This is a genomic window from Allobosea sp. P5_A5 (assembly GCF_056400625.1).
This window is the reverse complement of record NZ_JBFUKY010000001.1, coordinates 628100-654799: the sequence shown is the minus strand read 5'-3', so window position 1 is coordinate 654799 and position 26700 is coordinate 628100. Positions and strand designations below refer to the sequence as shown.

Sequence of the window (26700 nt, the reverse complement as noted above, 5' to 3'; positions counted from 1 at the left end):
TCGGCCCGAGCATGACCGTCTGGCTTGGCGGAGACGGTGTGCCACATCATATAAGCCTCATGCCGCCACGCACCCGCAGATCGCCGAAACCCGACCGTGTCGTCCGCGACGAGGAGGTCGAGATTCTTCCGCCGCGTTCGACGTTGCCGCTCGACTGGAGCGTGATCGTCCCGACGGTCGCCTCCGGTACGGTGATCGGCTTCGTCGCGAGCCTCATCGTCGGAGGCGGCGGGCTCATCCGTCACGCTGTCGTCGGCGTGCTCGGCATGTTGGTGGGGCAAGGCATCGTCAGGCTGACCGGGTGGCGGTTGAACACCGGCTATGCCTTCCTCGACGATGCCGGCATGGCTGTTCTGGGCGCGATCCTGCTGATCCTGCTGGCGCGCTTCATCGCGTAGCCGGGGTCGGCGACATCATCATTCGGGGGAGGGCGCTGCTGCGCCGGCTTGAGGACTGAACAATGGAAAACTTCGCCGCCACCATGGCCCAGCCGGGATACGGCTTTTTCGCCACGCTGCTGATCGGCATCCTGGCGGGTTGGATCGCCGAGCGGATCACGTCCTCCGACCACGGCCTGTTCACGAACATGCTGGTCGGCGTCGCCGGCTCCTTCGTCGGAGCCAAGGTAGCGGAGCTGCTGCAGATCCCGATCTTCGGATTCTGGCGCACGCTGACGGCAGCGGTGGCGGGGGCGATCATCGTCATCACGATCTGGAACGCGGCGCGCCGATAGCGCGGACCAGCCGCAAGGTTGCGATGCGGTGCCCGTGCGATTAGCTAGAACCGAGCCGGCCTGGCCGGCAGACGCATTTGAAGCCTGGACCCCGATATGGCGCTTGTCCTCGACCTGTTGAACCGCGACCCGCGGCCGAATGTCGGAAATCCCAAGGCGATCGCGCCGATGGGCGTTGCCCAGCCTGCCCTCGAAATCCGGCATCCGGAAAAACAGAGGCGCCCGGAAAACCCGGTGCTGCGCAAGCCTGACTGGATCCGGGTGAAGGCGCCGGGCTCGCCGAAATGGGCAGAGACCAAGGCGATCGTAAAAGCCGAAAAGCTGGTCACGGTCTGCGAGGAGGCAGGCTGCCCCAACATCGGCGAGTGCTGGGAAAAGAAGCACGCCACCTTCATGATCATGGGCGACACCTGCACGCGGGCTTGCGCCTTCTGCAATGTGAAGACGGGTGTGCCGCTGCCGCTCGATCTGGAGGAGCCGCGCAAGGTCGCCGATGCCGTCGCCAAGCTCGGGCTCGAGCATGTCGTCATCACCTCGGTCGATCGCGACGATCTTGGGGATGGTGGCGCCGCGCATTTCGCCAACGTGATCCGCGCCATCCGTCTGGCATCTCCCGGCACCACGATCGAGATCCTGACGCCGGACTTCCTGCGCAAGCCCGGCGCGCTCGAGGTCGTCGTCGCGGCCAAGCCGGACGTGTTCAACCACAATCTCGAAACCGTGCCGGGCCGCTATCTGAAGGTGCGGCCGGGCGCGCGTTATTTCCATTCGCTGCGGCTGCTGCAGAGGGTGAAGGAACTTGACCCGACGATCTTCACCAAATCCGGCATCATGGTCGGCCTCGGAGAAGAGCGGAACGAAGTGCTGCAGCTGATGGACGACCTTCGCTCGGCCGAGGTCGATTTTATGACGATCGGCCAGTATCTCGCGCCATCGCGCAAGCACCATGCGGTGATCCGCTTCGTGACGCCCGACGAGTTCAAGAGCTTCGAGACCATCGCTTACGCCAAGGGCTTCCTGATGGTGTCGTCGACGCCGCTGACCCGCTCCTCGCATCATGCCGGGGAGGACTTTGCTCGCCTGCGTGCGAACCGCGCCGCGCGGCGCGGCCCGTAACGGCGCCAATCCGATGCCGATGTTCAACAGCACCCGACGGGTGCGACACTCGCCCGAGCAGATGTTCGCGCTCGTCGCGGATGTCGAAAAATATCCGCAATTTCTGCCGCTCTGCGAGGGTCTTGTGGTTCGCCGTCGCACCCCGCGCGAGGGGGGTGGCGAGATGCTCGTGGCGGACATGTCCGTGGGCTATAAGGCGATCCGCGAGACCTTTACGAGCCGCGTTACACTCGACCCGGCAAACCTCAAGATTCTCGTGGAATATGTCGACGGTCCCTTTCGGCATCTGGAGAACCGCTGGACCTTCAAGCCTGGTGAGACCGGCTGCGATGTCGGCTTCTTCATCTCCTACGAATTCGCCAGCCGCATGCTCGGCCTCCTGATGGGCGCGATGTTCGACAAGGCTTTCCGCAAGTTCTCGGAGGCGTTCGAGCGGCGCGCCGACGAGGTTTATGGAACGACGCAGCCGGCATCCGGCGGCGCCTGACCGGCTTTGGCCGACGAGAGTCTGGCTCGGTTCCCGAACGGAGCCTTACGCCCGCGCCAGCATCGCCTCGCGCAGCAGGTCCAACGCCTCCAGCACGCTCAGCTCGCGGATCTCGTCGCGGCTCCGGGGGCCGAAGCGGCGTTCGCGATGGCGTGTGCCATCGGGGCCCGCACAGGCGAAATGAACCAGTCCGACGGGTTTGGCGTCGCTTCCACCTCCAGGACCGGCCACGCCCGTGATCGCCACGGCAAAGGTGCTGGCGAGCCTCGCTCGGCCACCCTCCGCCATCGCGCGGGAGACCGGTTCGCTCACCGCGCCATGCTGCGCAAGCAGCGCCGGGGGAACACCGGCAAGGGCCGTTTTCGCGTCGTTGGCGTAGGTGATCAGCCCGCCGAGGACGAGGGCCGAGGAACCCGAGATCGCCGTCAAGGCTCCGCCGACGAGGCCTCCGGTGCAGGACTCGACCGTCGCGACGGTGAAGCCGTGCTTGAGGCCGATCTCCAGCAATTCGGCTGCGCGAGCGGGAATCTCGGCGAGGCTCATGTCAGGTGATCCTCCGGCAGTCGGATCGTGGCGGTCGCCAGCGCGGCGAGGCCTTCCCGGCGACCGGTAAAACCCATCTGCTCCGAGGTCGTCGCCTTGATCGCAACCTTGCCGATCGCGATTCCGGCAGCAGCGGCGATCGCTTCGCGGATGGCCTCGCGATGGGGACCGATTTTCGGGGCTTCGCAGATGATGGTCAAATCGAGATGGTCGATCCGGCCACCTCGGGCGCGTACCCGCTCTGCCGCGAAGGTGAGGAACCGGGCCGAGGCCGCACCGCGCCATTGCGCCTCGGAAGGCGGGAAGTGGGTGCCGATATCTCCCTCGGCGAGCGCGCCAAGTACAGCATCGGTCAGCGCGTGGAGCGCGACATCGCCGTCAGAATGCGCGACAACCCCGTTCTCATGCACGATGCGGACGCCGCCAAGCCAGATATGGTCGCCCGGTCCGAAAGCGTGGACGTCGTAGCCGGTGCCGACCCGGGTCACGAGAGATGAACTGTCCACCGGGGAGCGCTCCCTGAAATCCTGCGGATGGGTAAGCTTGATGTTGGCGGGATCGCCGGGAAAGGTCGCCACCGGGTGACCTGCCCATTCCATCAGCGCCGAATCGTCAGTGAAGCCCAGCAAGCCGGCTTTCTCGGCGGCCTCATGTGCACTCAGCAGCGGCGACAGCAGGAAGCCTTGCGGCGTCTGCACACTGACGAGCCGAGCGCGCGGCGGTGTCTCGACAATCCGGCCGGTGCCGTCGATGCGCTTGATTGTGTCGGTCACTGGCAAGACCGGAACGGCAGCGACCGCACTGCCCGCGAGACCGTCGATCGCGGAATTGATAAGATCCGCTGAGACGAAAGGCCTCGCCGCATCATGGACCAGCACGATCCCGTCAAAGCCTGCCCGCCGGAGCGCTTGGAGGCCTAAGCGTACCGAATCCTGGCGGTTCGCACCGCCCTCCGCAGGCGGCAGGAGGCGCGATGCATCGATGTCGGCGACGGCCTGCGCATAGCGTTCCGAATCCTCAGTGCCGATGACCACCAGCACGTGCCCGATGGCAGGCTCTGCCAGAAACGGCGCCAGAGCCCGGGCGAGGACCGAACGTCCTCCGAGGCAGCGGTATGGCTTTGGGGTCCCCGCGCCTGCGCGCAGGCTTTGGCCGGCAGCGACGATCAGGGCGGCGACGGGGAGGAAATCTCTCGATGGGTCCGGCACGGGCACTCTATGGATACGATGAAGCCCGCGACATAGCACTCTTTCAGGCCGTGCGGAGCCCCGCAGGCTGTGCAGTGCAGCAACCAGAATCAAGACGCTTGCGCAGTCGCAGCAATGTCTAATAAATAACCAATCGAAAACGTGCCTCAAAAGCAGGCTGTGAGCGTTGCAGGTCGCTGGCGTACCCATCCATTCTCGAGCATTCCTCGCTCCGATGTCCGGCGTGACGGATATCGTGATGCGTCGGCTGGCCGCGCGCTATCAGGCTGGGATCGTCGTCTCCGAGATGGTCGCGTCGGATGAATTCGTTCGGGGCAGCGAGGAGGCGCGGATCCGGGCCGAGGGGCAGGGCGTCACGCCTCATGTCGTGCAGCTGGCGGGGTGCGACCCGCATTGGCTTGGCGAGGCCGCGCGGCTGGCCGAGGCCAACGGAGCCTCGATCGTCGATATCAACATGGGTTGCCCAGCCAAGAAGGTGACAGGCGGTTGGGCAGGGTCGGCCCTGATGCGCGATCTCGACCATGCTGTGCGGCTGGTCGAAGCGGCCGTGGCGGCCGTGACCATTCCTGTGACGGTCAAGATGCGGCTTGGCTGGGACGATGCCTCCCGCAATGCGCCCGAACTTGCACGTCGTGCCGTCGTCGCGGGGGCCCGGATGATCGCTGTCCACGGTCGCACGCGACAGCAATTCTACAAGGGCACGGCCGATTGGCGCGCGATCGCGGCCGTACGAGCGGCCGGCGATTTCCCCCTCGTCGCGAATGGCGACATCTGTGATGTCGACGATGCCCGACACTGCCTCGCGCAGTCGGGCGCCGACTTCGTCATGGTCGGCCGCGCCGCCCTCGGCCGCCCTTGGCTCGTCGGCGAGATCGGGGCCGCGCTGGATGCGAGGCCTTTCGTGCCGCCGACGCTCGCCGAAAAGCTCTCGGTCGCGCGCGAGCATTACGAAGGTCTTTTGACGTTGATGGGGGTCGCTCATGGCGTACGCCATGCCCGCAAGCATCTGGCGGCTTATGCCGACGAAGCGATCGCGGAGGGCTGCGAGCCTGACCTTCAGCGTCGCCGGACACTGCTGACGAGTGACGAGCCGGCTCGCGTGATCGAGTCTCTTACAGGTCTGTTTTCCACCGATCGCGATCGCCAGGCCGCGTGAAACGGAGCCGAAACCGATGACGGTGATGTTTATGGAAAAGGAGGCCGGGCGCGGTGCGGCTTACCTGTTAGGGTCGATCGAGGTTCAGGCGCTGAATGTGCTGCCGATGCCGGTTCTGGTGATTGGGCCGGAACAGGCGATCCTCTACGCCAATACGGCGGCGGAGGATTTTTTTCAGTCGAGCGCCGCGCTGTTGAAGCGTCATCCGATCGGCGATCTGATCGCGTTCGGTTCTCCTGTGCTGGCCTTGGTCGAAGAGGTTCAGCGTCGCGGCGCCAGTGTCAGCGAATATCGCCTTGACCTCGGCTCGCCGCGCCTCGGCCTTGAGCGGATCGTCGATGTCTTCGTATCGCCCCTGCCGGGAGATGGCGGCGCGGTCGTGCTAATGCTGCAGGAACGGACAATTGCCGAAAAAATGGACAGGCAGCTGACCCATCGCGGGGCCGCCCGTTCCATCACGGCTCTGGGCGCCATGCTGGCCCATGAAATCAAGAACCCGCTTTCGGGCATTCGTGGCGCGGCCCAGTTGCTGGAGGGTTCGGCCTCCGACGAAGACCGTATGCTGACGCAGCTGATCTGCGACGAAACGGACAGAATCGTGAAGCTCGTCGAGCGCGTCGAGCTTTTCGGGGACGAGCGACCCAGCGAGCGCGACGCCGTCAACGTGCACGACGTGCTGGATCATGTGAAGCGGCTGGCGCAATCGGGCTTTGCGCGCCACATCCGTTTCAACGAAATCTACGACCCGTCGCTGCCGCCGGTCGCCGGTAACCGCGATCAGCTTGTCCAGGTCATGCTCAACCTGGTGAAAAATGCGGCAGAGGCCATTGGCGAGCAGTCCATCGACGGTGAGATCACCCTGACCACGGCCTATCGACCCGGCATCCGCATGCAGGTGCCGGGCTCGCTCGACCGTATCGCACTCCCTCTCGAGATCGGCGTGCGCGACAACGGGCCGGGCGTGCCCGCTGACCTGCTGCAGCACCTGTTCGATCCCTTCGTCACCACCAAGGCGCAGGGCAGTGGCCTTGGACTTGCACTTGTCGCCAAGGTGATCGGCGATCACGGCGGGATCGTCGAATGCGAATCCATCCATCGCCGCACGAATTTCAGGATTCTCCTGCCCCTGCACCAGCGGCCGGGCCAGACAACGTAAGGCCGACAAAAGCTCATGCCGACCGGGAACATTCTGGTAGCCGACGATGATGCCGCGATCCGCACGGTCCTGAACCAGGCGCTCGCCCGGGCGGGCTACGAGGTTCGCACCACCGGCCAGGCGGCGACGCTTTGGACCTGGGCCGCGCAGGGCCTCGGCGACCTCATCATCACCGATGTGGTGATGCCGGACGGCAACGCCTTCGACCTGCTCCCACGGATCAAGCGGGTGCGTCCCGACGTGCCGATCATCGTCATGAGCGCGCAGAACACGTTCATGACGGCGATCAAGGCGTCAGAGCGCGGCGCCTATGAATACCTGCCCAAGCCTTTCGACTTGAAGGAGCTCGTCGCCATCGTCGGCCGCGCTCTGTCGCGCCCGCGCGGGGACATCGCCCGCTCCCATCCGTCCGAGCCCGAGGACATCCCGCTCGTCGGCCGCTCTCCGGCGATGCAGGACGTTTACCGCGCGCTCGCCCGCCTGATGCCGATCGACCTCACGGTGATGATCAACGGCGAGTCCGGCACGGGCAAGGAATTGGTTGCGCGCGCGCTGCACGATTACGGCAAGCGCAAGAACGGCCCCTTCGTCGCGATCAACATGGCCGCGATCCCCAAGGACCTGATCGAATCCGAGCTTTTCGGGCACGAAAAGGGGGCCTTTACCGGCGCTCTGACGCGTTCGTCCGGCCGTTTCGAGCAGGCCGAGGGCGGCACACTCTTTCTCGACGAGATCGGCGACATGCCGATGGAGGCGCAGACCCGGCTGCTGCGCGTGCTCCAGCAGGGCGAATACACCACGGTCGGCGGCCGCACCCCGATCAAGACCAATGTCCGCATCGTCGCCGCGACGAACAAGGACCTTCGCATCTCGATCGCGCAGGGTCTGTTTCGCGAGGATCTGTTCTTCCGGTTGAACGTGGTGCCGATCCGCCTGCCGCCCCTGCGGGAGCGCGTCGAGGATATCCCGGACCTTGTGCGTCACTTTTTCTCGCTGGTCGAGAAGGAGGGGCTGCCGCGCAAGCAGGTCGATTCTGAAGCCATGGACGTCATGCGGCGCTATCGCTGGCCGGGCAATGTCCGCGAGCTGGAGAATCTCGTGCGACGTCTCGCGGCGCTGTATCCGCAGGAGACCATCACAGCGCCGATTGTCGAAACAGAGTTGCAGCCGGCCAGCGCCACATCGAGCTTCGGTGGAAGCGTCACTCCCACGACGGAGCGTGCGGAAACCCTGTCAGGCTCGGTCGAGCGGCATCTGGGGCAATATTTCGGCGGCTTCGGCGACAACATCCCGCCGCCAGGGCTGTATCACCGCATTCTGCGCGAGATCGAGCCGCCGCTGATCGCTGCGGCACTGGCCTCGACGCGCGGCAACCAGATTCGGGCCGCCGAGTTGCTGGGCCTGAACCGCAACACGCTCCGCAAGAAAATTCGCGAGCTCGACATGCAGGTCGTCCGCACACCGCGCTGAGCGAAGTCCTCGTTAGCCGGCCTCATCCTGAGAAGCGCCGTCGGCGCCTCTCCGGAATTTTGGGGAGCACCCCGAACCGGTTCCGGCCATGCGCCAAGAGGCGTTTAGCTGAACCTGACGGTTAAGCGGCGGCGGCTGAATTTGCGATGGTCTCAAGCCCGCCTTGCATATGTCGTATTTTGACAACACCGTTGCGGCGGCGCATCAGTAGCGCTGCGCGTCACGTCTTCCGGGCGCGCTTCCGCGAGGTTGTCAGAAATCGTGTCGGTATCCGTCAGTGACGCCAGAATCATGCCGCGTGCCGAGGAAAACTCTCGGCATGTCTCCGGCTGGGTCGGCGGCAGCATTGTCGTTCTGGCACTCGTCTCCGCGCTCCTGACCTTTCTCGTCCTGTCGGGTTCGACGCCGATCACCCCGGTTCACGAGGTGGTCATCGGCGTTTTCGTGCTGAACGCCCTGCTCATCATCGCCTTGCTGGTGGTCGTCATTTTCGAAGCCGCCGTGGTGATCCGCGCGCGCAAGGCGGGGGCGGCCGCTGCCGGCCTGCATGTGCGGATCGTCGGGCTGTTCAGCTTCATCGCCGCGTTGCCGGCCATTCTGGTTGCCATAATCGCCACCGTCACGATCGAGCGCGGCCTGGAGCCCTGGTTTTCCGACCGGATGCGCGATGCCGTGTTCAAATCGGTCGAGGTGGCCGATGCCTATGCCGCGAGCCAGTGCAAGTCGCTCGGCCGCGAAATCCGCATCCTCGCCGACGATTTGACGCGCGCCAAACCGGCCTTTGATGCGGATCGGCGCTGGTTCGAAAGCTTTCTGACGGCGCGCGCCACGGCGCTCGGCGTACCGGTCGCATTGGTGATGCAGCCGCCGGAAAAGATCGTCGCGCGTGCCGCCATCGACGTGCTGCGAAATCCGCCGATGCCCGACAAGGCCGCATTCGACGATGCCCAGGCCGCGCCGGATCCGATCTGCGTGATCCCCCGCAACAGCAGCGTTTTCGGCACGCTGATGAAGCTGCCGTCCTACGACAACAGCTTTCTGTATACGGCGCGCGAGGTCGACCCCCTGGCGGTCGAATTTCCTAGCGTCGCGCGGGGTGCAGCGGTCGAATATCTGTCGATCGATGCGCGACGCAAAGGCGTGCAAATCGCCTTCGCCTCGATGTACGCCTTGATCGCGCTGATCCTGCTGCTCTCCGCGATCTGGTTCGGCTTGAGTTTCGCCAACCGGCTCGTCGCGCCGATACGACGACTGATCCATGCGGCTGATCAGGTGTCGAGCGGGAACTTCTACGTTCAGGTCCCGATCCGTCGCTCGGAAGGCGACCTCGCCCATCTCGGCGAAACCTTCAACAAGATGACGGCCGAGCTGCGCCGCCAGCACGACAGCCTGGTGACGGCCAGCGGGGTCATCGATCGACGACGACGCTTCACTGAGACGGTCCTGTCGGGCGTCTCGTCGGGCGTGCTCAGCCTCGACAGCGAAGGCCACATCACCATCATCAATCGCTCCGCCGAAGCCCTGCTGGGCACTGGCGGCCGGCTCCTCGGTAAAGCTATTGCCGAGATCGCTCCGGAACTGGCGAGTTTCGTCGCCGAGGCGCTGCACGGCCGGATGCGCCAGAGCTCCGGCCAGGTTATGATCCCGCGCGCCGGGCGGGACCGCATGGTCAATGTCAGGGCCACGCGCGAAGGCGAGAACCTGAGTGCCGGGCTTGTCGTCACCCTCGACGACATCACGGATCTGGTTTCGGCGCAGCGCACCGCCGCCTGGGCCGATGTCGCGCGCCGGATCGCTCACGAAATCAAGAACCCGCTCACGCCGATCCAGCTTTCGGCCGAGCGCATCAAACGCCGCTTCGGCAAGGTCATCGTCGAGGGTAAGGACGTCTTCGACCAGTGCACCGACACGATCGTCCGGCAGGTCGACGACATCCGCCGCATGGTCGACGAGTTCTCGTCCTTCGCCAGAATGCCGAAGCCTTCGCTGCAACGTGAGGACATCGTCGAGACTGTCCGGCAGATCGTCTTCCTCTGGCGCGTCGGTAATCCCGAGACGACGATCGAGGAGCAACTGCCGGAAGGCGACGTGCAGGCTCGCTTCGACAGGCGTCTGATCTCGCAGGCCCTGACGAACGTCATCAAGAATGCCACCGAGGCGATCGAGGCCGTGTCGGTCGATGAGCGCGGGCAGGGGCGCATCGAGGTTCGTTTCGAGCGCTGGGAGGATGGCCGCATCGTCATCGACGTGATGGACACCGGCAAGGGCCTGCCCGTCGAGCAGCGGCAGAAGTTGCTTGAGCCCTATATGACGACGCGCGAGGGGGGCACGGGCCTCGGCCTCGCCATCGTCGGCAAGATACTGGAAGATCACGGCGGCGGCATCGAATTGCTCGACCGTCCCGATGGCGCGCGCGGGGCGCGTATTCGTCTCTGGTTCCCCGAAACTGGCCCGGTCCAGGAGGCCGATAACGGCGAGGAGGGCACCCGCAAGGGCGCCCCGTCGCTCGAACGCGACAGGAAAAATGGGACAAGCCTATGAGTGCTGACATCCTGGTGGTGGACGACGAGGTCGATATCCGCGATCTGGTGGCCGGCCTGCTGGAAGACGAAGGTTACCGCACGCGCAAGGCCGGTTCGGCCGACGAGGCGCTGGCGGCGATCGCCGCACGCCGACCGAATCTGGTTTTCCTCGACATCTGGCTGCAGGGCAGCCGGCTCGACGGCCTCCAGGTGCTGGAGCTGGTCAAGGAAAGCCATCCCGATCTCGCGGTGGTGATGATCTCCGGTCACGGCAACATCGAGACCGCCGTCTCCGCGATCAAAAGCGGGGCCTACGACTTCATCGAGAAACCGTTCAAGGCCGACCGGCTCGTGCTCGTGGCGGAGCGGGCGCTCGAGGCCTCCCGCCTGCGTCGCGAAGTTCGCGACCTGAAGACCCAATCTGTGCAGGCGAGCCGTATCGTCGGTCGCTCGACCACGATCAACCAGCTGCGCCAGACGGTGGAGCGCGTTGCGCCGACGAATGCGCGCGTGCTGATCACCGGCGAGCCCGGCTGCGGCAAGGAACTTGCCGCGCGGACGCTGCACGAATCGTCCACGCGCTCTTCGGGCCCCTTCATCGTCATCAATGCCGCGACGATCACGCCCGAGACGATGGAAGAGGAGCTCTTCGGAATCGAGGGCGGAGACGGGCGCTCGCGCCGCGTCGGCGCGCTCGAGGAGGCGCATGGCGGCTCGCTCTACATCGACGAGATCGGTGACATGCCGCGCGAGACGCAAAACCGCATCCTGCGCGTTCTGGTCGACCAGAATTTCCAGCGTGTCGGCGGCGCGACGCGGGTCCATGTCGATGTCCGCATCATCTCCTCGTCCAGCCGCGATCTGGCTCTGATGATCTCGGAGGGGCAGTTCCGCGAGGACCTCTATCACCGCCTCGGCGTGGTGCCGATCAAGGTGCCGCCGCTCTCCGAAAGGCGGGAGGACGTGCCTGAACTGATCGAGTTTTTCATGGATCAGATTTCGGTGGCATCGGGGCTGCCGAAGCGGCGGATCGGCGGCGATGCGATGGCGGTGCTGCAATCGCATGAATGGCCGGGCAATGTTCGTGAACTCCGCAACAATGTCGAACGGCTGATGATCCTGACGAAGGGCGATCCGACCGCAGAGGTCACCGTCGAGATGCTTCCAGCCGAGGTCGGCGCCATGGTGCCGACGACCCCGTCCGGAAGCGGCGGCGAGCGATTGATGAGCCTGCCTTTGCGGGATGCGCGCGAGATTTTCGAGCGCGAATATCTCATCGCCCAGATCGCGCGGTTTTCCGGCAATATCTCGCGCACGGCGGAATTCATCGGGATGGAGCGTTCGGCTTTGCACCGCAAGTTGAAGTCGCTGGGTGTGGGATAGCCAGCTAGGCGCCGAGCGCATGTCGATCTGCGCACCGTGCAGCTGATATGCGCGATATCGCGTTATGCTGCACTTGCGTAATGAACGGACTCGACGATCTAATGGAGTGTCGGTGTTCTGCGGCTGGCGGCTGGTCCGCTCAGTCATAACGGAACGAACTGGATCGCGGGTTTCAATCCGATCGGCGATCCCAACAAAAGGAACTAAACATGGCCGCCGAACGGGCTCAAAACCTTCAGGACACGTTCCTGAACCACGTCCGCAAGCAGAAGATTCCCCTGACGATCTTCCTCGTCAACGGTGTGAAACTGCAGGGCGTCGTCACCTGGTTCGACAATTTCTGCGTGCTGCTGCGGCGTGACGGGCACTCCCAGCTGGTCTACAAGCATGCGATCTCGACCATCATGCCCGGCCACCCGGTGCAGCTGTTCGAGCCCGAGGAAACGGACAAGACCTGATTTTGGCGAAAAGCCACGACGACGATAATCGGGCGGGGACGCGCGTCACTGGCGCGAAACCGCTCGACGAGATCGAACGCGACATCGCGGCGAATACACGCGCCTATGTCGTCGGGCCCTATCAGCAAAAGCGCGGCCTGGCGGCCGACTCCAACCAGCGTTCCTTCGCAGCGCGGCTCGACGAGGCTGTCGGTCTGGCTGCTGCGATCGACCTGACGGTCGTCGAGCCGGTGCAGGTGCTGCTCAGCGCGTTGAGGCCCGCGACCTATCTCGGCAAGGGCAAGGTCGAGGAGCTGGTCGAGCGGATCAAGATCGAGGAGATCGGCCTTGTCGTGATGGACTGCGCGCTGTCTCCGGTCCAGCAGCGAAATCTCGAAAAAGCGTTCGGCTGCAAGGTGATCGACCGGACCGGCCTGATCCTCGAAATCTTCGGTCGGCGCGCACGGACCAAGGAAGGCGCGCTCCAAGTCGAGCTGGCGCATCTGAACTACCAGAAGAGCCGGCTGGTGCGGTCATGGACCCATCTGGAGCGGCAGCGCGGCGGCTTCGGCTTCCTCGGCGGCCCTGGCGAAACGCAGATCGAAGCAGATCGGCGGGTCATCCAAGAGAGGATGACCAAGATCGAGCGCGATCTCGACCAGGTCAAGCGCACCCGCTCGCTGCATCGGGCAAGCCGCAAGCGGGTGCCTTACCCGATCGTGGCGCTGGTCGGTTACACCAATGCCGGCAAGTCTACGCTGTTCAACCGCCTGACCTCGGCCGAGGTGCTGGCGCAGGACATGCTGTTCGCGACGCTTGATCCGACCGCGCGTGCGATCAAGCTGCCGCTCGGAGCCCGCATCATGCTCTCCGACACGGTCGGCTTCATCTCGGACCTGCCGACGCAGCTCGTTGCCGCTTTCCGCGCCACCTTGGAAGACGCGATCGAAGCCGACGTGCTGCTCCATATCCGCGACGTCTCGCACGAGGATACGCAGGCGCAGGCCGCCGACGTGCAGGCCATCCTGCGCGATCTCGGCATCAACCCCGACGATGGCCAGCGTGTGGTCGAAGTCTGGAACAAGGCCGACCTGCTCGATCCCGCCGAGCGCGAGCGGCAGCTGGAAGTCGCATTGCACCGTCCCGCGGAGGCGCGTCCGGTCCTGGTCTCCGCGCTGACAGGCGAGGGCATGGGTCGGCTGACGCAGGCGATTGAGACACGCATCGCAGCGAGCCGGCCGGTCTTTCGACTGGAGCTGCCGACGGGCGACGGCAAGTCGCTGGCCTGGCTTCACGCCAATGGCGAAATCCTCGAACGCGAGGATGAGGCGGATGGGCGCTTGAACCTGCTGGTGCGCCTCCCGCTGGAGCGTGAAGGGGCGTTTACGGCGCGGTTTGAAGGCGCGGAGCGCATCCGCTAGGCATCGTTGCGCGTATTGCTTCACTGCGTTCGTACCGACGCTCTAACCGCCCGCTTTCTCGGCCTTCTTCATCTCCTGCCAAAGCGCTTCCATCTCCTCGAGGCTCGCGTCCTGAGGGCTGCGGCTCTGCGCGTCCAACGCGGCCTCGATCCCGTTGAAGCGTCGCTCGAACTTGGCATTCGCAGCGGCAAGCGCGCCTTCCGGATCCGCGTCGAGATGCCTTGCGAGATTGGCCACCGCGAACAGCAGGTCGCCGACCTCCTCGCGCATCGCAGGCTTGTCGCCGGCCGCCATGGCTTCGTCGACCTCGCCGATCTCTTCGCGGATCTTGTCGAGCACCAGCCGGGCATCGTTCCAGTCGAAGCCGACAGTCGAGGCCCGCGCCTGAAGTTTCCAGGCACGGGTCAGGGCGGGCAGGGTGAAAGGCACGCCGGAAAGAACGCTTTTGTCTTCCGGCTTCGGCGGGAGACCGGCCGCCTCGCGTGCTGCGAGCTTCGCGGCCTTCTCCTCCATCTTGATCCGGTGCCACAGCACCTTGACCTCGGCCGGCGTCAGATCGCGCGTATCACCGAAAACATGGGGATGACGCCGGATGAGCTTGCTGGTGATGGCCTCAACGACATCGGGGAAGGCGAAACTGCCTTCCTCCTCCGCCATGCGGGCATGGAAGACGACCTGCAGCAGCAGATCGCCCAGCTCGTCCTTGAGTTCGAGCCGGTCGCCGCGCGCGATCGCGTCGGCAACCTCATAGGCTTCCTCGATGGTGTAGGGCGCGACGGATGCGAAATCCTGCTCCAGATCCCAGGGGCAGCCGGTTCCGGGCGTCCGCAAGGCCGCCATGATCGCGATCAGGCGTTCGATGTCGCGTGAGGCCTGCAACGCTGTGAACTCCGTGAACGGAAGCGAGATCGTAAGCGGTTTTCGCGCGAATCCCGCCCTGATTCCTGATAAGGCGAGACAAATTCGGAATTCAGACAAGACCGCTCGGCAATTCCATCTGAATTCATCCGGCTTGAGGCTAGTCTCAGTTTCATGATTCAGGTCACCCCGTCCATCGCGATCGAGGAAAGCGAGATCGAGGAGAGCTTCGTGCGCGCCTCCGGTCCGGGCGGGCAGCACGTCAACAAGGTGTCGAGCGCCGTTCAGATCCGCTTCGACGTGAGACGTTCGCCCTCGCTGCCGAACGAGGTCGCGATTCGGCTGATGAAGCTGGCGGGCAGCAGGTTGACGCAGGACGGCGTGATCGTCCTCGTCGCGCAGACGCATCGCAGCCAGAAACGCAATCGCGAGGATGCCGTGGAGCGGCTGGCCGACCTCATCCGGCAGGCGGCGGTTCGCCCGGAAACACGGCGCGCCACGAAGCCGACCAAGGCCTCCAAGGAGCGCCGGCTCGCCTCGAAGGAACGACGTTCCGGCGTGAAGGCCGGTCGTTCGCGCCCGGCATCCGACTAGCATGACTGAGAAAGAGGAGCGGGCAGCCCAGCCCTCGCCGCGTCCGCGAAAGGCGCCGCGACGCATCACCCGCGATTATCTGCATAGGGCGGCGCTGCACTATATCGAGCGCTACTCCGCGCCGAGCGCGCAGTTGCGCCGGGTTCTCGCCCGCAAGATCGCGCTCAGCTGCCGCCATCATGGCGACGATCCAGCCAGCCACACCGAACTGCTCGAGGATGTCGTGGCGCGATGCCAGTCGCTCGGCCTCGTCGACGACCGCCGCTTCGCCGAAGCGCGGGCGGCAAGCCTCCACCGAAAGGGCCTGTCGGGACGTGCTGTCGCTGGCCGCCTCGCCGCGAAGGGTGTCGCGCGCGAGCTGATTGCCGAAGTGTCGCGCCCGGACGCCGACGCGGAGCTCGACGCCGCCCGAACCGCAGCCCGTCGCAAGCGCCTCGGGCCATGGCGCCGGACCGGACGCGCCGAGGCCCGAAACAAGGATTTGGCGGCGCTGGCCCGGCTGGGCTTCGGCTATGCCATCGCCCGCCAAGCCATCGATGAGGAACTGCAGCATGAGCCGATCTGAATATATCCCCGTCATCATTCGCGCGGATAGAAAGCGATGAGCCGTCTCGACAGTTTCATCCGCCGCATGGAAGCGCAGCGCCGCGTGCTCGACTGGGCCGTGGACAGCCTGCAGGGCGTTGAAGGCATTGCGCTGGAACTCGGCCTCGGCAACGGCCGCACCTATGACCACCTGCGTGAAAAAATGCCCGGCCGCGAGATCTACGTCTTCGAACGCGATCCCAGCCCGAACCCGAAATCGATGCCGCCGGTGGACAGGCTGATCGTCGGAGACATGGCGCAGACCTTGCCGGCCTTTGCCGCCGGCCATGCCTCGTCCGCCGCCTTGATCCATGCCGATGTCACCACCGGCGTGCCAGAGCGCGACGCGACGCTGTTCGCCTGGCTGCCCGCGCATATCGTGGCACTGGCGCGTCCGCATGCGCTCGTCGTGAGCGGCTGGGCGTTGAGCCATCCAGCCTTGCAGTCCATAGCGTTGCCGGACGGCGTGCCCGAAGGGCGCTATTTCGCCTACAGGATGCAGCCTTGAGGCGAATGCCGGAGCGCGTTCTCAGCCCGCTTTGGCGGGACCGGTCGTGATTGGGCGCCCGCTCGCGCCCCATTCGCTCCATGAGCCGTCATAAAGCGCGCGCACCGGCTTGCCGATCGATTCGAGCGCGGTCGCGAGGATTGCGGCCGTGACGCCCGAGCCGCAGCTGGTGATCACCGGGCTGTCGAGATCGATTCCAGCCTCGGCAAAGGCCGCAGCGACCGCCTGCGGGTCCTTGAGCCTGCCATTCGCGAACAGAGCCGTCGCGGGGACGTTAAAGGCGCCGGGCATGTGGCCGGAGCGGACCCCGGGGCGGGGCTCGGGCGCTTCGCCCCGAAAGCGGTCCGCCGGGCGGGCATCGACGATCTGAGCGGCGCCGGAGGCGAGAGCCTCGGCGACATCATCCGCGCCGGCAACGGCGGAATGGTCGAGCCGAGCGGTAAAGCTGCGCGCGGCACGGGCGCGGGGCGGACCATGCTCGATCGCCCGGCCCTCGCTCTCCCATTTCGCGAAACCGCCCTCGAGAATGAACACGCTGCGCTCACCGAAGGTGCGGAAGGTCCAGCGAACGCGGGGCGCCGAGAAAAGGCCCGGCCCGTCATAGACAACGACGGTCATGCCCTCGCCGACGCCCATCGCGCCGACCGCTGCGGCGAATGCCTCTGGGCTGGGCAGCATGTGAGGCAGGTCGGATGCGGTGTCCTTGACCGCGTCGATGTCGAAGCGCACGGCGCCAGGAATGCGCCGCTCGGCATATTCCGCAGCGGCGTCGCGGTTCTGTGCCGGCAGGTACCACGAGCCATCGACAACGATCACATTCGGCGCATCGATGCGCTCGGCCAGCCAGTCCGTCGAAACGAAAATGTCGTCGTAAGCCATGATATCCTCGGTCTCGTCAGACCAGCGAGATGCGGACGCGCCGGTTCTGCTTTCCTTTTTTCTCGATATCCGTGACGGCGACAAGGCCGATCTCAGCGGTGTTGCGCACATGCGTGCCGCCGCATGGCTGCAGGTCGATGTCGCCGATCGCAACGAGGCGGATGCGGCCGGAGCCGCGAGGCGGCTTCACCGACATCGTCTTGACGAGGCCAGGATTGGCGTCGAGCTCCGCGTCGGTGATCCAGCGCTCGGTCACATCGGCATGACGCGCGACGAGGGCGTTCAACCGCTGCATCACGTCCTCCTTGTCGAAGCCGCCTTCGGGAATGTCGAAATCGAGACGGCCATCGCCATCGCCGATGGAACCGCCCGTGACAGGGAACGGCAGGACGACGCTGAGCAGATGCAGCGCGGTATGGACCCGCATGCGCTTCAGCCGCTTGTCCCAGTCGAGCACGACCGTGACGACTTCGCCGGCTTGAGGTGCGGGTTGTCCGTCGAGCGGAACATGCAGGACGCGGCTCCTGTCTTCGGGGTCGTAGATTGCGGCGCCGATGCCGATTTCGCCACCAGCAGCGCGACGGAGAAGCCCGGCATCGCCGGGCTGCCCGCCACCGGTGGCGTAGAGCACGGTACGGTCGAGGATGATGCCGCCGCGCTCGTTGACCGCCTCGACGGTGGCTTCGGTTTCCCGGAGGTAGGCATCCTGGCGGAAGAGCAGGTCTGTCGGCATCGTCAGCGATCCAGTCGGCAAAGCAGTGCGCCGAAAGACTGCACGAAGTGTATCGTGGGCGCTACGGGGCAAGCGAGACAGCTCCTGCGCGTTTGCGCATATCTTTCCGCAACGTCTCTGCCGTTTATATCGGAAGTGGACGAGGCAAGGGGATCACCATGGCGCTGCCACGCATGACGCCGCAGGATGGCGTCGCCTGGGTGACCGGGGCCAGCTCCGGCATCGGGGCAGCCGTTGCCCTCGAGCTCGCGCGACGCGGCTGGACGGTCGCCGCGACGGGCCGCAGGCTCGATCGCCTCGAGGACCTCGCCGGGCAGGCGGAAGCGCTGTCAGGCCGAATCATCGCTCATGCGGGGGACGTCACCGACGCTGCTGCCATGTCGGCATTGGTCGAGACGATCGCGGCCGTGCACGGACCCATCGCGCTTGCCTTCTTAAATGCCGGCGTCGCGACAGGCACGGCCGAACGCAAGCCGGGATTCGATCTCGCCGCAGCCGAATCGACATTCTCCGTCAACATTCTCGGTGTGGTCCGCAGCCTGGCTCCCGTGCTTGAGACGATGAGTCGAAGGGGCAGGGGGCAGATCGCCGTCACGGCCTCGGTGGTGGGCTATCGCGGCTTGCCGGGCGCCGCGGCCTATGGTGCCTCGAAGGCTGCGGTCATCCATCTGTGCGAATCGTTGCGCGGGGATTGCGCGGGGCAGGGGGTCGTCCTGCAGGTGGTCAATCCGGGCTTCGTCAACACGCCGATGACCGAACGCAACCGCTTCGCGATGCCGTTCCTGATGGATGTGACGGATGCCGCGTCGCGGATCGTCGACGGCTTCGCCAAAAGTGGCTTCGAGATCACTTTCCCCCGCAGGCTGGCATGGCTGCTGAAGGCTGCCCGCGTCCTGCCCTATCCCGTGTATTTCTGGCTGATGCGCCAGGTCGCGAAGCGAATCTGAGGCCGGCGAAGGCTGCTGATCAGCCGTTTTTGATGACGGCGAAGGCATCCAGCGCGCGTTGGCGGCCCAAACCGAGATCGATCATCGGCTTGGGATAAGTCTTCCCGAGTTCGACGCCGGCTTCCTGCAGCGCCTTCGCGCTCGCCTTCCACGGCTGGTGGATCAGATCCTTCGGCAGCTTCGCGAGTTCGGGAATCCATTGGCGGACATAGTCGCCGCGCGGGTCCCAGGTCTCGCCCTGCGTGACCGGGTTGAAGATCCGGAAATAGGGCGCGGCGTCGGCGCCGGAACCGGCGACCCATTGCCAGCTCGCGGCGTTGTTGGCGGGGTCGGCATCGACCAGCGTGTCCCAGAACCAGGCCTCGCCCTCGCGCCAATCCTGCAGCAGATGCTTGATCATGAAGGAGGCCACGACCATGCGGACGCGGTTGTGCATCCAGCCGATGTGCCAGAGCTGGCGCATCCCGGCGTCGATCAGAGGAATGCCGGTCTGCCCGCGCTGCCAGCGCTGGAGCGCCTCGGCATTCGCCTGCCAGGGAAACGCATCGAAGCGCGAATCATAGTTCCGGGTCGCAAGTTCGGGATTGTAGAACAGCAGCTGGTAGGAGAATTCCCGCCAGCCGATCTCGGACAGAAACTTCTCCGCATCGGTGTCGGAGCCCGCTGCCTCACCGGCCTGCCGCGCCATCGCCAGTGTATGCCAGATCTGGCGCGGGCTGATCTCGCCGAAGCGCAGATGCGGCGACAGCCGAGAGGTCCCGTCGCGGTCGGGGCGATTGCGATCCTCGGCATATGCGGCAAGTCCGCTACCGATGAAGGCTTCGAGCCGGGATTGCGCTCCTGCTTCGCCCGGCGTCCAGGCCTCACGCATTCCCCCGGCCCAGTCGGGCTCGCTCGGCTCAAGCGCGAGGTCTGCCACGGCCAGCGAAGGCCCGGCGGCTTGGGGGAGGGCGAGCTTTTCCAGCTTTCGCGGCGCCGGTAAGGGAGCGGCTGGCTCGCCTCGTTCGCGCGCAGCGCGCCAGTAAGGCGTAAACACCTTCATGGGCTGGTCGGCCTTGCTCATGACCTCCCAGGGTTCGTTGAGCAGGCTGCCATTGAAGCTCAGCACTTCGACGCCGGCGCCGGAAAGCCTTTCCTTCAGCGCCGTGTCGAGGGCGATGGAGGCGGCATCATAGCGTCGGTTCCAGGTGATGCGCTCGATTCGCATCGTATCCGCCAACCGCGGCAGAATTGTCGCCGGGTCTCCGCGCATCACGATGAGCTCGCTGCCCATCTCGTCGAGCTTGGCAGCGAGAACTCCCAGCGATCGTGAGAGCCACCAGCGGGAGGCCCCACCCGGCGCTTGGCGGTCGCCCCCTTCGTCTAAAATGTAGAGGCACAACACCGCCCCATCCGCAGAAGCGGCCGTCAATGCGGGATTGTCTGCGAGACGCAGATCGTCCCGGAACCAGTGCAGTGCGCGTGTCATGAAGCCTCGCTAGGACGAGGTCAGGAACGCCGCAAGGCCGCAAGAGTTGCCCAAGGCCGCAGCCCATCTGCGGCTGCTACCAATTTGCTACCGAGCTCAATTTTTGAGGATTGTTTCGGGGCCGTGACAAGCCCTGTAAATAGCTGGCTCCCGGAGCAGGAGACAGGTTTTTCGCTCATCCCATTGATTTGTCGGCACCTGGGGTAAGTCGCTGTGAAACGATGCCAACAAAGATGCCATCAATCGAGCGCGCTAGGCTTTCCAAGATCTATCCCACCATAAATACGAGGATGCGACTACCTGCCACGGGCACTCTGATCGCCAAACCCGACGTTCTGGGGCGGGCTCAGTGATAGTGAGCGTGGCGGGCATGAGATCACGCCTGCCGCGATAGCTGAAGATTACGTCGCATGCGGGTGGCTACGTAGGCCCCATTTAAGGTTATTCCGCCCCTGTAAATAAAAGTGCAATCCAATCGACAATCGACTGTTATTGGTGCGCTGACGCGTCGCCACTGAAGCGGAGTTCCGGCCTTGGCCGATATCGTTGAGAATTTCGAAGCCGGCGGCCTGAGCCGCAAATCCAAAATCAGTGTCTTCGGCGCCATAGCCTTGGAAGCTTCGTCGAAGCCGCCGAGCTGAAGAAACGTCGAGCGCGTTACGCCGAAGGGGAGCGACCAGAGAAACCTGCATTCGCCTCCGTGACGATACCTGATTGCGAGAAACGGCGAACGCGTTGACTCTTGCCGCTCAAACAAGCGCACTTTCCAACCAGTCTCCTGTTCCCATATCGCCAGGGCCCAGACAGAGAACCTCGGTACAGATGAGCCGTCATTCTGGGGAAGGGCGCTGTAGTCGGCCGGGTGACCTGAGCCCACATTTCGCAACCCCAATATGCGAATATGCGCCGAATGGCTGTCGGTCGCTTCGTAGCCTTCCGGGACTTCGCCTAAGGGTCGACCGGGCCGCTGTCCGGCACAGTCCGATTGTCTGCTGTGGGCGCTACTTTCCCGATCCGAGCGGCCGGCGGTTGTGGCCCTTTGCCGACGTTTGCAACGTCCGCTTTTGCGGCGTCTGACTTCAGGCTATCGACTATGGCGCGCGACCTGCCGCGCCTCTTGCGATGCATTTCTCGCCAGCCGCGAGCGTATTGAACGTTTGCGTCGTGCAGCGGCAGACCCCGCCGATGGCCGCCTCAGGATGCTGATTGACTGACCGTATCGTTCAACGCTGGCTCCTGCCGATCCTGGTTCGCGGAATAGCCAAGGTTCAGCCTGCAGACGGAAGCGCAAACATTTCAGGGATCGACACGCCGCTGCGGATGGCCGACACCCACCCTTCCTCCTTGATCAAGTGAGCCTGCGCCGCCGCGAGCACGCTCGCCGCTTGCTCCAGCGGCACGACCACCACGCCGTCATCGTCGCCCAACACGATGTCGCCGCTACGGATCGGCACGCCGGCGACGGCGACAGTGCCGTCGATATCGCCGCCGAACCCGTGATGCGGCCCGCGCGGCACGATCGAACTGCAAAACATCGCGAAGCCGGATTTGCGCATGTCCGCGACGTCCCGCACGGCGCCATCGACAACGGCCCCTCCAAGGTCGCGGTGCACGGCCTCCTCGGTCATGACGCCGCCCCAGACCGCCGTATCTTCGACACCGCCGGCATCGACGACAAGAACCTCACCAACCTGCGCGATGCTGATCAGCGAGCAAATCGGCCCGCAATCGCCCGCCATGACCGTCGCCGTCCGGGCCTGGCCGCATAGCTTGAGCCCAAGAGAAATCGGCTTGATCGCCGCGCTCATCGCCTGCGTCCGGTTCATGCAATCGGATGCGACTGCCGGTGGGATCGCGCGCCATGCGTCGAGCTCGGCGGCATCAAGACGTCTGAATTCGGCGGGGTTCTGCTTGAAAGCCATGTGCTGGGCCCTGTTGCTCTTGTTCGTTGGAAAAGGAAGGAAATCAGGCCGCCCTGACTTCCCAGCCGGGATTGACGTTGTTGCGCAGCCGCCCGTGAAACAGGAACTCGAGCAGGATTTCGGCGGAGAAGGTTCGCATGTCGAGATAGCCGGCCTCGGAGTAGAATGCGGCGTGCGGGGTGAGCACGAAGCGCCCAGCGAGCCAGGCCTCGTCCCGTCGCCACGCCTCGACCAGCGCGGGTGCCGGAATGGGCGGCTCCTTCGGCAGCACGTCGAGGCCGGCTGCGGACAGATGGCCGCCTTTCAGCGCATCGTGTAGCGCATCTACATCGACAAGCCCGCCGCGGGCGACGTTGATCAGAATTGACCCTGGTTTCATCTGGGCTAGTTCCGGGGCGCCGATGATATTGCGCGTCGAGTCAGACAGCGGAACATGCAGGCTGACGACGTCCGAGCGTGCCAGCAACTCCGCCTGCGACCTCACCCGCTCTATGCCCAGACCAAGCTCGTGGCCCTCGGGCACATAGGGGTCGACATAGATGACCTTCATGTCGAAGGCCGCCGCACGCCGGGCGATGGCCGTGCCGATGCGGCCCATGCCGATGGCGCCGAAGATTCCTCCGCGAATGCGCCTGACGACCGGTGCGTCCTCCGCCAGGAAGCCGGTGACGAGGTCGGCCTTGAGCCGCTTCTCGTACGTCCCTAGTCCGCGGGTGAGGTAGAGCAGCATCGCCAGCGCGTGGTCGGCAACCTCGGTCGTGCCGTAGTTTGGGACGTTGGAGACCGGGATGCCCCGCCGTCGGCAGGCGGCGCTGTCGACGTTGTCGTGGCCGACGCCGACGCGTACGATGAGGCGGCATTTGTCGAGCTTGGCGACGACGTCGGCGGTCAGCTTCATCCGGTGCCAGACGAGGACGCCTTCGCAGGAGCGCCAGATCTCGTCCGGGATCGCGGCCGGATCGGTCTCGTCGAACACGATGTAATTCAGCTTGTCCCGGGAAATAGCGCGCTCGATGTCGAGGTCGCGCAGATGCGCGTCGGGTACCAGGATTTTCAAGGGAGGCATCACAGTCAGTCCTTCCGTCGGGTGGGTTACAGCACCTTCTCCAAGAAGCCCTTGAGGCGCTCGTCGGACGGTGCGTGGAAGAGCTGCTTGGGCGGACCGTGCTCGACGATGACGCCACGGTCGGTGAAGAAGACCTCGTCGGCCACCTCCTCGGCGAAGCGCATCTCGTGGGTCACCAGCACGCAGGTCATACCGTCGCGCGCAAGATCGCGGATCACACCCAGGACCTCGCTGACCATCTCTGGATCGAGCGCGGCCGTGACCTCGTCGAACAGAATGACGTGGGGCTGCATGGCAAGTGCGCGGGCGATCGCGACGCGCTGCTGCTGGCCGCCCGACAGCTCGCCGGGAAAAGCACTCTCCTTGCCGGTCAGCCGCACCTTGGCGAGAAGCACGAGCGCACGCGCGCGCACCGGTTCGGGTTTCTCGCCGAGCACCTGGACCGGCGCCATGCAGAGGTTCTGCAGCACCGTGCGGTGCGGGAAGAGATTGTATTGCTGGAACACCATGGAAACGCGGCGGCGCAGCGGGATCAGCGCCTTGTCGCTGCGCAGAGTCTCGACGGCGAACTGTCCGACGCGGATCGTGCCGGAATCGATCGGCGTCAAGCCGTTGATGCAGCGCAGGATGGTGGATTTGCCTGAGCCGGACGGGCCGATGATGCAGACGACGCCGCCATCCTTCACGTCGAGCGAGACCCCGTTCAGCACCGGGAACGTGCCGAAGGATTTGCGCACGTCGCGCAACGAGATCAGCGGGGCATCCTTTGTGTTGGGCTTCATGACGGCAATCGCACGCGGCGCTCCAGCCAACGCGTCAGGATCGCGATGGGAAAGGCGAAAACAAAAAACAGGAACAGGACGAAGATGTAGACTGCCGTCGCCAGATGCGCGCCGTCGCTGCCGATCACCGTGCGCGCCATCGCGAGAACGTCGGCAGCGCCCGTGACGACGACCAAACTCGTGCCGATGAACAGCATGGCGTAGGTCGTCATCAGGTTTGGCGTCATCAGAGGCAGCGCCTGGGGCACGACGACGTAGCGCAGGATCTGGAGGCGGCGATAGCCGAGCGCGCGGGCCGATTCCCACTGGCCGCTGGGGATCGCCTCGATGCCGCCGCGGAAGACCTCGGCGATGTTGGCCGTCACCGGGAAGGCGAGGCCGATCACTGATTTGACCACGGGCGAGAGGTACAGCGTGGTGCCGAAGGCGTCGATCTCGAAAGGCAGCAGATAGAGCATCGCATAGAGCACAACGAGCCAGGGCGAGTTGCGCAGGATGTTCATCAGCAGCGAGGCAGGTGCGCTGACGATGGGGTTCTGCGCGATTAGGGCTATGCCGAGCGCCGTGCCACCGATGCCCGCCAACAGGAAGGCCCATAGGCTGATCGCGACGTTGGCGACGAAGCCGCCTTCGAAGCTGCCGAAATCAGGGCTGCCGCTCAGCAGCAGCGGCACTCGCGCTCCGAGCGCCGCCAGCGTCGCCTGGGTCTGGCCGCCATAGACCAGCACCAGCACCAGGGCGAGAACGAGGTTCACGCCGATCATCCCGAAGACGAAGGCTTTCCATTCGCTGTTCATGAGACGCCCGCCCCGTAGCCGGGCATGCGGAACACGGAGGCGATCCTTCGGATGGCCAAGACGGCGAGGCTGGCGATCAGCACGTAGACCGCCCAAATCAGCAGCATCACCTCAAGGTTGCGGAAGGTCTCGACCATGATCTGCGTGGCGCCGTACATGATGTCGGCGACCGCCACGAGCGCCGCCTGCGAAGACGTCTTGATCAGGCTGACGATGTTATTGGTCATTGCTGGCACACTGAGCCGCAAGCCGATCGGCAGCTCGACATAGCGGAAGGTCTTCAGACGAGAATAGCCCAGCGAACGCGCTCCCTCGACCGTCTGGCTCGGCACGGCCAACAGCCCGGACCGGATGATCTCGACCGCGATCGCGCCGTTGTACAAACCAAGCGAGAGCACCACACATGTGAAGCCGGTGAAGAGTGGGACGCTGCGCCCAGTCTGCGGGTCAGTGAAAGAGAGCCCGATCTCCGGCAGCATGAAATACAGGAAGAAGAGCTGGACGAGCGGCGGTGTGTTGCGGAACAGCTCGACCAGAATCGTTGTCAGCGTGTCGAGCACCGGCACGCGGAAATGGATGCAGGCAGCGCCCACGACCCCGACCGCGAACATCATGACGATACCGAGTAGGCTCATTAGAACGGTGTTGCCCAGTCCGCGCAGCAGCCAGTGCTGGTAGAGCGGATCAGAAAGCCATGCGAAATCGAGGCTCATGCCGCGGCCGCGAGGTCGTGGCAGATTGCGATGTCCTTCAGGGCGTCCAGGCTCGCGATGCCGAGCAGCGCCATTGTTAGGTCAATCTCGCGGCCTAGCAGATCGAGCGCATGTGAGACTCCGGCCTCCCCGCCGATGGCCGCAGCCTGCAAGAAGGGGCGGCCGACGAAGACGAAAGCGGCGCCGAGCCTGATTGCCTTCAGCACGTCCGAGCCGCGCCGGACTCCGCCATCATAAAGGACCGCCAGCGACAGGTTCTCGGCCGCAACCGCTTCCAGCGCATCGAGCGCCGCGACCGCGCAGTCGATCTGGCGGCCGCCGTGGTTGGAGATGATGATACCGTCGGCGCCGTGCTCCTCGGCCAGCCTAGCGTCCTCCACAGCCATGATGCCCTTGACGACGAGCTTGCCGGTCCACCGACGCCGGATCGTCTCGATATGCTGCCATGACAGCGCGTCGCGTCGGCCGATGTCGCGGACGAGCGTCTTGGAGAATACCGGCGGCCCGGGCGCCGCGTCCATGTTCTCGAAGCGCAGCTTCATGCCCGCCCGGCCATCGCGCAGCAGGACCTGCCAGAGCCAACGCGGATGCGTCGCACCCTGCCAGACCAGATCGGGGTCGATGCGAGCCGGGAAACGGAAGCCGTGTCGTGCTGCCAGCTCGTGCTGGCCATGCGCCGCGGTGTCGACCGTCACCACGAGAGTATCGAATCCCGTTGTCCCGACACGGTCGATCAAGGCCGTGATGCGCTCGGGCTCGCCGGGAATATAGGCCTGGAACCAGCTCGTGGCGCCGGCAGCGCGAACCGTTTCCATCGGCGTCAATGACGCTCCGCTGAGAATGAAAGGGAGGCCGGCCCGAGCCGCTGCCTTGGCCAGTACGACGTCGCCGTCGCGGGCGATAAGGCGGCTTGAGCCCATCGGGGCAATGCCGAAGGGATAGGGATGGCTGCGTCCAAAGAGTGAGGTCGCAGCCGAGCGGGCCGAGACGTCGGCCAGAACGCGCGGCACGAAGGCGCGCGTTTGGAAGCTTCGGAGATTGCGGCGATGGCTTTCGCCGTCCTCGACATAGCCCGCGACATAGTGGTGCATGGCCGGCGGCAGCACGCGCCCGGCGCGTGCCTCGAACTCCGCCAGATTGGCCACCCCGCGGACGGAGCGGAGCCCGACCGGCGCTGGGGCTGTGACGGCGTGCATGGTCGAGCCTGTCCTGATGT

At 65.0% G+C, this 26700-nt stretch carries 27 protein-coding genes; 15 read left to right on the top strand and 12 right to left on the bottom strand.

Annotation, left to right across the window (positions count from 1 at the left end; translation table 11 throughout):
- Positions 1 to 59: 59 nt before the first annotated feature.
- From AC1DR6_RS03155 to AC1DR6_RS03140, 4 genes are all read left to right on the top strand, one after another.
- Entirely contained in the window at positions 60 to 398 is a 339-nt protein-coding gene (locus tag AC1DR6_RS03155; RefSeq protein WP_476827709.1) for a GlsB/YeaQ/YmgE family stress response membrane protein, read from the top strand.
- 62 nt (positions 399 to 460) lie between these two features.
- Positions 461 to 733 (top strand): GlsB/YeaQ/YmgE family stress response membrane protein, encoded by a 273-nt coding sequence (locus tag AC1DR6_RS03150; RefSeq protein WP_476827708.1) that lies wholly within the window; start codon positions 461 to 463, stop codon positions 731 to 733.
- Positions 734 to 829: 96 nt separating this feature from the next.
- A complete protein-coding gene (gene lipA, locus AC1DR6_RS03145) occupies positions 830 to 1849 on the top strand; it encodes a lipoyl synthase (RefSeq protein ID WP_476827707.1) in 1020 nt (339 codons plus the stop codon).
- 13 nt (positions 1850 to 1862) lie between these two features.
- Positions 1863 to 2336, top strand: coding sequence for a type II toxin-antitoxin system RatA family toxin (locus AC1DR6_RS03140; protein WP_476827706.1), 474 nt, complete (start codon positions 1863 to 1865; stop codon positions 2334 to 2336).
- Between the two features lie 45 nt (positions 2337 to 2381).
- Here the strand turns inward: AC1DR6_RS03140 and AC1DR6_RS03135 are convergent, their stop codons facing one another.
- Positions 2382 to 2879 carry a CinA family protein gene (locus AC1DR6_RS03135; protein WP_476827705.1) on the bottom strand — a complete coding sequence of 166 codons (498 nt, stop codon included), beginning with the start codon at positions 2877 to 2879 and terminating at the stop codon, positions 2382 to 2384.
- Positions 2876 to 4087, bottom strand: a complete 1212-nt coding sequence (locus AC1DR6_RS03130) for a bifunctional 2-C-methyl-D-erythritol 4-phosphate cytidylyltransferase/2-C-methyl-D-erythritol 2,4-cyclodiphosphate synthase (RefSeq protein ID WP_476827704.1) — start codon at positions 4085 to 4087, stop codon at positions 2876 to 2878. The genes AC1DR6_RS03135 and AC1DR6_RS03130 overlap by 4 nt, the downstream gene beginning before the upstream one ends.
- Before the next feature lie 166 nt (positions 4088 to 4253).
- Here AC1DR6_RS03130 and dusB point away from each other — a divergent pair, with 166 nt between their 5' ends.
- The 7 genes from dusB to hflX all read left to right on the top strand — a co-directional run bounded on the left by dusB (position 4254) and on the right by hflX (position 13632).
- A complete protein-coding gene (dusB, locus tag AC1DR6_RS03125) occupies positions 4254 to 5243 on the top strand; it encodes a tRNA dihydrouridine synthase DusB (RefSeq protein ID WP_476827703.1) in 990 nt (329 codons plus the stop codon).
- 31 nt (positions 5244 to 5274) lie between these two features.
- Positions 5275 to 6399, top strand: a complete 1125-nt coding sequence (locus AC1DR6_RS03120) for a two-component system sensor histidine kinase NtrB (protein WP_476827805.1) — start codon at positions 5275 to 5277, stop codon at positions 6397 to 6399.
- Positions 6400 to 6414: 15 nt separating this feature from the next.
- Positions 6415 to 7869 (top strand): nitrogen regulation protein NR(I), encoded by a 1455-nt coding sequence (ntrC, locus tag AC1DR6_RS03115; protein ID WP_476827702.1) that lies wholly within the window; start codon positions 6415 to 6417, stop codon positions 7867 to 7869.
- Between the two features lie 291 nt (positions 7870 to 8160).
- Complete coding sequence (locus AC1DR6_RS03110) at positions 8161 to 10410, top strand: sensor histidine kinase NtrY-like (protein ID WP_476827701.1); 2250 nt, start codon at positions 8161 to 8163, stop codon at positions 10408 to 10410.
- Complete coding sequence (ntrX, locus tag AC1DR6_RS03105; RefSeq protein WP_476827700.1) at positions 10407 to 11774, top strand: nitrogen assimilation response regulator NtrX; 1368 nt, start codon at positions 10407 to 10409, stop codon at positions 11772 to 11774. Before AC1DR6_RS03110 ends, ntrX begins: the two co-directional genes overlap by 4 nt.
- 209 nt (positions 11775 to 11983) lie before the next feature.
- The gene (gene hfq, locus AC1DR6_RS03100; protein WP_076438102.1) at positions 11984 to 12232 is read left to right on the top strand and encodes an RNA chaperone Hfq; all 249 of its coding nucleotides are present in this window, start codon (positions 11984 to 11986) and stop codon (positions 12230 to 12232) included.
- Between the two features lie 71 nt (positions 12233 to 12303).
- Positions 12304 to 13632, top strand: coding sequence for a GTPase HflX (hflX, locus tag AC1DR6_RS03095; protein ID WP_476827804.1), 1329 nt, complete (start codon positions 12304 to 12306; stop codon positions 13630 to 13632).
- Between the two features lie 42 nt (positions 13633 to 13674).
- On the opposite strand, the gene mazG is transcribed toward hflX, so the two are convergent.
- Positions 13675 to 14511: a nucleoside triphosphate pyrophosphohydrolase gene (mazG, locus tag AC1DR6_RS03090; protein ID WP_476827699.1), complete on the bottom strand. Its 837-nt coding sequence runs from the start codon at positions 14509 to 14511 to the stop codon at positions 13675 to 13677.
- 153 nt (positions 14512 to 14664) lie between these two features.
- Here mazG and arfB point away from each other — a divergent pair, with 153 nt between their 5' ends.
- From arfB to AC1DR6_RS03075, 3 genes are read left to right on the top strand one after another with little or no spacing between them, the layout of a single operon-like run.
- A complete protein-coding gene (arfB, locus tag AC1DR6_RS03085) occupies positions 14665 to 15084 on the top strand; it encodes an alternative ribosome rescue aminoacyl-tRNA hydrolase ArfB (RefSeq protein WP_476827698.1) in 420 nt (139 codons plus the stop codon).
- A gap of 1 nt (position 15085) precedes the next feature.
- A complete protein-coding gene (locus AC1DR6_RS03080; protein ID WP_476827697.1) occupies positions 15086 to 15649 on the top strand; it encodes a regulatory protein RecX in 564 nt (187 codons plus the stop codon).
- A 36-nt stretch (positions 15650 to 15685) separates the two neighbouring features.
- Positions 15686 to 16177 carry a class I SAM-dependent methyltransferase gene (locus AC1DR6_RS03075; RefSeq protein ID WP_476827696.1) on the top strand — a complete coding sequence of 164 codons (492 nt, stop codon included), beginning with the start codon at positions 15686 to 15688 and terminating at the stop codon, positions 16175 to 16177.
- Between the two features lie 21 nt (positions 16178 to 16198).
- Here the strand turns inward: AC1DR6_RS03075 and sseA are convergent, their stop codons facing one another.
- Both sseA and AC1DR6_RS03065 read right to left on the bottom strand, forming a co-directional pair.
- Positions 16199 to 17056: a 3-mercaptopyruvate sulfurtransferase gene (gene sseA / locus AC1DR6_RS03070; protein ID WP_476827695.1), complete on the bottom strand. Its 858-nt coding sequence runs from the start codon at positions 17054 to 17056 to the stop codon at positions 16199 to 16201.
- 16 nt (positions 17057 to 17072) lie between these two features.
- Positions 17073 to 17789, bottom strand: coding sequence for an alanyl-tRNA editing protein (locus tag AC1DR6_RS03065; RefSeq protein ID WP_476827694.1), 717 nt, complete (start codon positions 17787 to 17789; stop codon positions 17073 to 17075).
- A 158-nt stretch (positions 17790 to 17947) separates the two neighbouring features.
- Between AC1DR6_RS03065 and AC1DR6_RS03060 the strand changes: the two genes are divergently transcribed.
- Complete coding sequence (locus AC1DR6_RS03060) at positions 17948 to 18736, top strand: SDR family NAD(P)-dependent oxidoreductase (protein ID WP_476827693.1); 789 nt, start codon at positions 17948 to 17950, stop codon at positions 18734 to 18736.
- Positions 18737 to 18755: 19 nt separating this feature from the next.
- Here the strand turns inward: AC1DR6_RS03060 and AC1DR6_RS03055 are convergent, their stop codons facing one another.
- The 7 genes from AC1DR6_RS03055 to AC1DR6_RS03025 form a co-directional block, all read right to left on the bottom strand.
- Entirely contained in the window at positions 18756 to 20204 is a 1449-nt protein-coding gene (locus tag AC1DR6_RS03055; RefSeq protein WP_476827692.1) for a cryptochrome/photolyase family protein, read from the bottom strand.
- Positions 20205 to 21472: 1268 nt separating this feature from the next.
- Positions 21473 to 22030, bottom strand: coding sequence for an RraA family protein (locus AC1DR6_RS03050; protein WP_476827691.1), 558 nt, complete (start codon positions 22028 to 22030; stop codon positions 21473 to 21475).
- A gap of 139 nt (positions 22031 to 22169) precedes the next feature.
- The gene (locus AC1DR6_RS03045; RefSeq protein ID WP_476827690.1) at positions 22170 to 23192 is read right to left on the bottom strand and encodes a C-terminal binding protein; all 1023 of its coding nucleotides are present in this window, start codon (positions 23190 to 23192) and stop codon (positions 22170 to 22172) included.
- A 26-nt stretch (positions 23193 to 23218) separates the two neighbouring features.
- Positions 23219 to 23974: an amino acid ABC transporter ATP-binding protein gene (locus AC1DR6_RS03040; RefSeq protein ID WP_476827689.1), complete on the bottom strand. Its 756-nt coding sequence runs from the start codon at positions 23972 to 23974 to the stop codon at positions 23219 to 23221.
- On the bottom strand, positions 23971 to 24771 hold the full coding sequence (locus AC1DR6_RS03035) for an amino acid ABC transporter permease (RefSeq protein WP_476827688.1): 801 nt from the start codon (positions 24769 to 24771) through the stop codon (positions 23971 to 23973). The genes AC1DR6_RS03040 and AC1DR6_RS03035 overlap by 4 nt, the downstream gene beginning before the upstream one ends.
- Entirely contained in the window at positions 24768 to 25484 is a 717-nt protein-coding gene (locus AC1DR6_RS03030) for an amino acid ABC transporter permease (protein WP_476827687.1), read from the bottom strand. The genes AC1DR6_RS03035 and AC1DR6_RS03030 overlap by 4 nt, the downstream gene beginning before the upstream one ends.
- Complete coding sequence (locus AC1DR6_RS03025) at positions 25481 to 26680, bottom strand: alpha-hydroxy acid oxidase (protein ID WP_476827686.1); 1200 nt, start codon at positions 26678 to 26680, stop codon at positions 25481 to 25483. Before AC1DR6_RS03025 ends, AC1DR6_RS03030 begins: the two co-directional genes overlap by 4 nt.
- Positions 26681 to 26700 lie beyond the last annotated feature (20 nt).

What these genes read in the sequence shown, in the direction of transcription:
- AC1DR6_RS03155 (WP_476827709.1), top strand. Translation starts at nt 60, where the DNA reads ATGCCGCCACGCACCCGCAGATCGCCGAAACCCGACCGTGTCGTCCGC.
- AC1DR6_RS03150 (WP_476827708.1), top strand. Translation starts at nt 461, where the DNA reads ATGGAAAACTTCGCCGCCACCATGGCCCAGCCGGGATACGGCTTTTTC.
- lipA (WP_476827707.1), top strand. Translation starts at nt 830, where the DNA reads ATGGCGCTTGTCCTCGACCTGTTGAACCGCGACCCGCGGCCGAATGTC.
- AC1DR6_RS03140 (WP_476827706.1), top strand. Translation starts at nt 1,863, where the DNA reads ATGCCGATGTTCAACAGCACCCGACGGGTGCGACACTCGCCCGAGCAG.
- AC1DR6_RS03135 (WP_476827705.1), bottom strand. Translation starts at nt 2,879, where the DNA reads ATGAGCCTCGCCGAGATTCCCGCTCGCGCAGCCGAATTGCTGGAGATC.
- AC1DR6_RS03120 (WP_476827805.1), top strand. Translation starts at nt 5,275, where the DNA reads ATGGAAAAGGAGGCCGGGCGCGGTGCGGCTTACCTGTTAGGGTCGATC.
- ntrC (WP_476827702.1), top strand. Translation starts at nt 6,415, where the DNA reads ATGCCGACCGGGAACATTCTGGTAGCCGACGATGATGCCGCGATCCGC.
- AC1DR6_RS03110 (WP_476827701.1), top strand. Translation starts at nt 8,161, where the DNA reads ATGCCGCGTGCCGAGGAAAACTCTCGGCATGTCTCCGGCTGGGTCGGC.
- ntrX (WP_476827700.1), top strand. Translation starts at nt 10,407, where the DNA reads ATGAGTGCTGACATCCTGGTGGTGGACGACGAGGTCGATATCCGCGAT.
- hfq (WP_076438102.1), top strand. Translation starts at nt 11,984, where the DNA reads ATGGCCGCCGAACGGGCTCAAAACCTTCAGGACACGTTCCTGAACCAC.
- arfB (WP_476827698.1), top strand. Translation starts at nt 14,665, where the DNA reads ATGATTCAGGTCACCCCGTCCATCGCGATCGAGGAAAGCGAGATCGAG.
- AC1DR6_RS03080 (WP_476827697.1), top strand. Translation starts at nt 15,086, where the DNA reads ATGACTGAGAAAGAGGAGCGGGCAGCCCAGCCCTCGCCGCGTCCGCGA.
- AC1DR6_RS03075 (WP_476827696.1), top strand. Translation starts at nt 15,686, where the DNA reads ATGAGCCGTCTCGACAGTTTCATCCGCCGCATGGAAGCGCAGCGCCGC.
- sseA (WP_476827695.1), bottom strand. Translation starts at nt 17,056, where the DNA reads ATGGCTTACGACGACATTTTCGTTTCGACGGACTGGCTGGCCGAGCGC.
- AC1DR6_RS03065 (WP_476827694.1), bottom strand. Translation starts at nt 17,789, where the DNA reads ATGCCGACAGACCTGCTCTTCCGCCAGGATGCCTACCTCCGGGAAACC.
- AC1DR6_RS03060 (WP_476827693.1), top strand. Translation starts at nt 17,948, where the DNA reads ATGGCGCTGCCACGCATGACGCCGCAGGATGGCGTCGCCTGGGTGACC.
- AC1DR6_RS03055 (WP_476827692.1), bottom strand. Translation starts at nt 20,204, where the DNA reads ATGACACGCGCACTGCACTGGTTCCGGGACGATCTGCGTCTCGCAGAC.
- AC1DR6_RS03050 (WP_476827691.1), bottom strand. Translation starts at nt 22,030, where the DNA reads ATGAACCGGACGCAGGCGATGAGCGCGGCGATCAAGCCGATTTCTCTT.
- AC1DR6_RS03045 (WP_476827690.1), bottom strand. Translation starts at nt 23,192, where the DNA reads ATGCCTCCCTTGAAAATCCTGGTACCCGACGCGCATCTGCGCGACCTC.
- AC1DR6_RS03040 (WP_476827689.1), bottom strand. Translation starts at nt 23,974, where the DNA reads ATGAAGCCCAACACAAAGGATGCCCCGCTGATCTCGTTGCGCGACGTG.
- AC1DR6_RS03035 (WP_476827688.1), bottom strand. Translation starts at nt 24,771, where the DNA reads ATGAACAGCGAATGGAAAGCCTTCGTCTTCGGGATGATCGGCGTGAAC.
- AC1DR6_RS03030 (WP_476827687.1), bottom strand. Translation starts at nt 25,484, where the DNA reads ATGAGCCTCGATTTCGCATGGCTTTCTGATCCGCTCTACCAGCACTGG.
- AC1DR6_RS03025 (WP_476827686.1), bottom strand. Translation starts at nt 26,680, where the DNA reads ATGCACGCCGTCACAGCCCCAGCGCCGGTCGGGCTCCGCTCCGTCCGC.